Raw genomic sequence first — 5,011 nt, forward strand, 5'->3', positions numbered from 1 at the left:
GTATTCTAAAAATTCGAATTTTAGGAAAAATAGTCAAAAACTACTGTTTTTCTGGAAAAGGCTGAGAAGCCTTATCACACATACCTTTCCAGATTTATTTTAGAATCGACCTGTTGCGGTAAGGTATCATAATCTACAAATGTAGAAAGACCTGTTTTTAGCTCAGACATATTAATATTCCTTTTGTTACGCTACAGCGTATTAGTGGACCAGAGGTGATCTTGCATAATGCAAAATCACTCCCCTAGTCGATTTTTTGTTGCTTAACCGAAGTTTCGCTTTACATAAAGAGCGGCATTAGAATTAGAAAGATTTTGAATTATCACTCCTCTCTCGGCTATCACTCGAACAATGTACGTTTCTACATCATCCTCGCTATCGAGTGAACTGATTAAATTTATCAACTCGCCCGATTGCTTTAAGTAAGATAATTTGTGTAATTCATTTGTATTGTTCCCCACTAACCAAAGAACAGAATCGCCTTTTTTAACACAAACTCCGGACCATTTATCCGTGATCTGCTGTTCAGTAATACCGTAGAACTTTGCAATGTTGAACAATTTCTTTTCTATACTCATAACCATATTCCTATTATTTTTGCGCGATTGCGCTAATGATGAACCGGCAAACATTGCCGGTTCATGGGTGTCATCGTTAAATACAAAGTTACTCTTTGATACTTGCGTATCCATCACCAGACGTTTGAATGGTGACGCTTTTTCCAATTAAGGAAGTTACTTTTTCATATTTAGACCATGTGATCTCGTATATGAAATTCGTAACCTTTTTGTCCGTCATTGATGTTATTTGAAAGGTAGCTTGTAAGTGTCGATCAACATGTAGCAGTTTTACTTTTAACTTTTGCTTCGTCGTACCGAGTTTAACAACGTGGGCTAAGAAATCAGTTCGCTTGGTTTCTAAACTAAACGATTCCAAGATCACAGATAAAAGCAATTTTCTTCGGGGAACTCTTCCCGCTGGTGGTTTAATATTATGTAGACTTGAAGCATGTTTCTTGGTTACTCGTTGAATAACACCAGAATTCAGGCTATCAACGTGTACCCAATAGAACACAGCATTTTCATTTTCGCTTTTTACAACTTGCTCAACAATCGAGCTAGCACCTAACCGAAAAAGCCATGTACCACAGCCATTTCCTTTAAGAATCCAGAGGTATTTATCCCCTGCCTGTGCATCATTTTCGATAACGTCCTTATCTACGTCTAAATCGGTTTTATAATGCGTTACAAGGTTTGGATGCTGCTTTACCACATTGAGCATTTTTTCATATAGATTCATAATATTTTTCCTATTTGTTTAAGCTACTGCTTATTGATTACTGCATGTTGATTTGAATAAAAACTCCTTCCATTCACTCTCAAACATATCTTCATCACAATAGACACATTCACCATCATACCCATCAGAAATAGACTCCGATTTTAGGTTGATTGGTGCATTGCATTTATGGCATGAGTGCAGCTTAATGCTAGATCCTGCTGAAATTAGGGTATTGACCAATTCCGCATTTTGATTTGCTATGTACAATATTTCCTCAATCAAATCGCTAGGGAAATGATTTTCATACCGTTCATACACTTCAATGTCGGTTGGAATCGACTGATCTTCTTGTGATGCTGCTAGTAGGTCTTGGTATGTCTGTAACGGATTACTAGAATCCAATACGACTTCCACCGCGTTGCTAATTAAAAACAGCGCCATTGTTTTATTCTCTACACGCAAAACATTTTTATTAAATTGAAACATAGAATATTCCTTAATGTGTGCGGTTCGCACAAAGTTAACCACCTGCAAAATGCCGGTAGTGATATTGATGATGACAAAAGCAGTCACCAGGTTGTTTTTTAGTTGAATTGGCAAACGCCAGATACAACAAATCACCGTTAGCTAGTGCTAATGGCAAACAGGGTATCTAAAAAGATTTAAAACAGTTCATCAAAGATGAATGTTAGGTGGTAGTAAGTAGCTGGACTCTATGAGTAGCTAAGGTGTAGGTAAGTAGACTTAAAACATTTCACGGCTCTAAAAGAGGTGTCTAAGCGTAAAATCGAGTATAGAAGCCGCTAATATCGCAAATATTGAACGGCTGTGCAACAGGTGGTGATTAATTTCGCCAAACTCGTTCATTTTCATCGTACAAAATTCAAACTTTCCATTTTTTTCCATGCAACTTTTAAAGTTCGTAATCATTGCTGAATTAAATGAACTCTGCGCTGCCATTCCATTTAGGTCGTCATCGTGATTAGTACCACGCTGATAGTTTGCAACCATAATGCCAAATGAAACCGTAACTAGTATGTTGATGATAATTATCGCGATTTTTTTATATTATTTCCTGAACTTTATTAATAGGACAATCCACATATCGACTTTAGGTTTTTTTCTATGTAAACGTTAGATTTGAACATGATCTCGTTCATATCAGATAATGAAGCAGCTACCAATACTCCATCGGCTCTAATTAAAACACCGCCATTACCATCATAGTTAAACAGTAATATTTCAATTTCGTGCCAGTTGTTAATAAGTTGATTGGTATGCGAATTGTGTTTTGCTGCAAAGCGAAGGATCGGATTCATTTTTACCTCGCTGGAATTCTACATTCAATTGATTCATCATTTAGAACGTATCGAATGAAATTTATGATTTGATTGCATTGGTTATTGTCGTTTCTGCGACGTTTCTTTTCCTCACCGGCATAAATAACATCCGCTATTTGTTCAGTTCTGTTAATGCTAATGACAACACAGGCAACATAACCGGTTTTATAGAATAGTTTGACCTCACCTGAATGCTCCGATGCAATTAGATCGGCAATACACCCAAACCGTTGCTCTAAGCCACGATCACCTAATACTAGTAATTGGGCTAGTTTCTCTTGAGCAATTTCACCGTCAATTGCTACCTGCTTAAATACACCATTTTTTTTAATATCAATAAGTTTAGGACTTTTAGATACGGGCTTATATATCTCGCCTGTATCCAAATCGATCTTATAATCACCTTTGATCCATCGGGCAATTTCTGATGTAAAAAATTCAGGGTTTTCTTCATAAAATGGCTGTCTATCCCCCCCCGAACTTCCGTAGGCTAAAAATAGATATTCTTGTAACGATAATGCCATGTGCTAACTCCAAATTACACTACAACACAAAAATAGCACTAGTATTTCTTTTTATCAATTCATATCGTTATATTGGCAAAAAAAATCCAGACCATTAGGTCTGGATTTTCGCGTTGGGCTTAGTTAGTAGGCTACCGCACTTATCTGCAATTTCGTATATCTCAATGTTATTAAGAAATATTTAGCAGATTTTATGAAAACATTCGGTGATATTTTATATATCCCCTTTCCTAGCTTTAAGGTGTCATTGCTATTCACATTTTCACCTTCAAGCCTGTTACCACTGGACGATTCTAGTGAAACCGTGTCCGTGACTAACAGGTACAAATGGGATTTATCTCTTTCACATTTTCGTGCTAGATATTCTGCTTTACTCCCTTTAAATACAATCATGGTTAATCCTTTTTCAATAAATGAAAAAGCCCCTTTCAGGGCTAATCATTATGCTGCAATGCGATCAGAAAGCATTTGAATATATGCTTTCTCTTCATTGCTACTCACTACTTCAAGTAGATCTAACAATGAAGACGTATCGCCTGACTCGTCAGCAGATTGAGCTATTACGTCAATCGCTGCGCGTGTCGATGCAGGAATCAATCCAAAATCGTATTGATTTTCTAAAGATTCAGTTTCTTCAACTTCTTCAGTCAATTCCACTTGCACTTCTTCAACCAATTCAACTTCTAATGCTTTTGCTTTTGCTTCTTCAGCTAATTGAGCCTCAGTAACGTCTTCCGCTTCTATAACTTCAACCTTTACATTTTCCTTAATTGCATCCTTCTGCATCACAGGCGCTTGCTCTGCTTGCTTACTCTTTGCGTTCTTGGTTAATGCTGATAGTACAAATTTCTTTGATTTGGAAACTTGCTCATCATTGATGAAGTTGACTTTTTTACCGGCCTTCTCAACAAATTCGTAGAAACTACTTACAGCTTGGTTTATTTCTTCTTGTGAGTTTTCACCTAAAAGAGAAATCAACCATTGCTCCCACTGTTCCTGATAAGTTAAAACTACCTCTTGTTGCAAAGTCTCAACCTTGTCAGCCTTGACTTCAACTTGAGAGCTTTCTACATCAACAATCAATGCACTTTCACCTTCACTATGATCAGGATTCTCACCTAGATACGAATCATCCAAGTAATAATCAGCTTCACCACAATTAAGAGTTAACGCAAAGGCTACACCTCGCGTTAATGCTTTAATTGCGTTCATCCGACTTGGCGTTTTTTTCCAAGGTATACTTGTGAGGATTTCATTTTCCAACACAAACTCTGGCAAGCATTCAATTTCTCGTCCGTCTTTAAACGTGATGATTAATTGCGCCCACTCAGTAACGCTGTGTCCTCCTGAAACAACCACTTTATTATCAGAAAACACCATCCGATGCTTGAGATAATTAGGATCGTTTATCAGTGCCGCAGTATAACCACGGAATGTTAAGTCGACACTCAATCTCCCATGATAGGTCGCAGCATAAATATAACCGTGTAACGGATTAAGCCCCGTTCTATAAGCAAGGTTATACGCCTCCCAAATAGATGTTTCCGGTATTACCAATAGCGGGTTTTTATCCCGTGTTAGCAGCTCAGAAAAGATTTTGTTGAACACTAACTCATGGTATTTCTCCACGTTCTCAAAACCAGCTTTTTCAGCCATTGGTTTAATGATGCGAGATAGCTCTTGAGATATAGACATAAAATATTCCTTAATGTGCGCGGTGCGCGCAAAGTTAACCACCTGCAAAATGCCGGTAGTGATATTGATGGTGACAAAAGCAGTCACCAGGTTGTTTTTTAGTTGAATTGGCAAACGCCAGATACAACAAATCACCGTTAGCTAGTGCTAATGGCAAACAGGGTATCTAAA

General features: G+C 37.5%; 5 protein-coding genes. All 5 read right to left on the bottom strand.

Annotated features, from left to right (window positions below):
* Nucleotides 1-263: 263 nt before the first annotated feature.
* The 5 genes from HC723_RS16370 to HC723_RS16390 all read right to left on the bottom strand — a co-directional run bounded on the left by HC723_RS16370 (nt 264) and on the right by HC723_RS16390 (nt 4,840).
* Complete coding sequence (locus tag HC723_RS16370) at nt 264-692, bottom strand: hypothetical protein (RefSeq protein WP_190339843.1); 429 nt, start codon at nt 690-692, stop codon at nt 264-266.
* A complete protein-coding gene (locus HC723_RS16375; RefSeq protein ID WP_190339844.1) occupies nt 667-1,299 on the bottom strand; it encodes a hypothetical protein in 633 nt (210 codons plus the stop codon). The genes HC723_RS16370 and HC723_RS16375 overlap by 26 nt, the downstream gene beginning before the upstream one ends.
* A gap of 30 nt (nt 1,300-1,329) precedes the next feature.
* A complete protein-coding gene (locus HC723_RS16380; RefSeq protein ID WP_190339845.1) occupies nt 1,330-1,767 on the bottom strand; it encodes a hypothetical protein in 438 nt (145 codons plus the stop codon).
* Between the two features lie 835 nt (nt 1,768-2,602).
* Entirely contained in the window at nt 2,603-3,145 is a 543-nt protein-coding gene (locus tag HC723_RS16385) for a hypothetical protein (protein ID WP_190339846.1), read from the bottom strand.
* Between the two features lie 441 nt (nt 3,146-3,586).
* Complete coding sequence (locus HC723_RS16390; RefSeq protein ID WP_190339847.1) at nt 3,587-4,840, bottom strand: hypothetical protein; 1,254 nt, start codon at nt 4,838-4,840, stop codon at nt 3,587-3,589.
* Nucleotides 4,841-5,011 lie beyond the last annotated feature (171 nt).

Source organism: Vibrio sp. S11_S32, from assembly GCF_014694465.1.
GTDB classification, from domain to species: domain Bacteria; phylum Pseudomonadota; class Gammaproteobacteria; order Enterobacterales; family Vibrionaceae; genus Vibrio; species Vibrio algicola.

What these genes read in the sequence shown, in the direction of transcription:
- HC723_RS16370 (WP_190339843.1), bottom strand. Translation starts at nt 692, where the DNA reads ATGGATACGCAAGTATCAAAGAGTAACTTTGTATTTAACGATGACACC.
- HC723_RS16375 (WP_190339844.1), bottom strand. Translation starts at nt 1,299, where the DNA reads ATGAATCTATATGAAAAAATGCTCAATGTGGTAAAGCAGCATCCAAAC.
- HC723_RS16380 (WP_190339845.1), bottom strand. Translation starts at nt 1,767, where the DNA reads ATGTTTCAATTTAATAAAAATGTTTTGCGTGTAGAGAATAAAACAATG.
- HC723_RS16385 (WP_190339846.1), bottom strand. Translation starts at nt 3,145, where the DNA reads ATGGCATTATCGTTACAAGAATATCTATTTTTAGCCTACGGAAGTTCG.
- HC723_RS16390 (WP_190339847.1), bottom strand. Translation starts at nt 4,840, where the DNA reads ATGTCTATATCTCAAGAGCTATCTCGCATCATTAAACCAATGGCTGAA.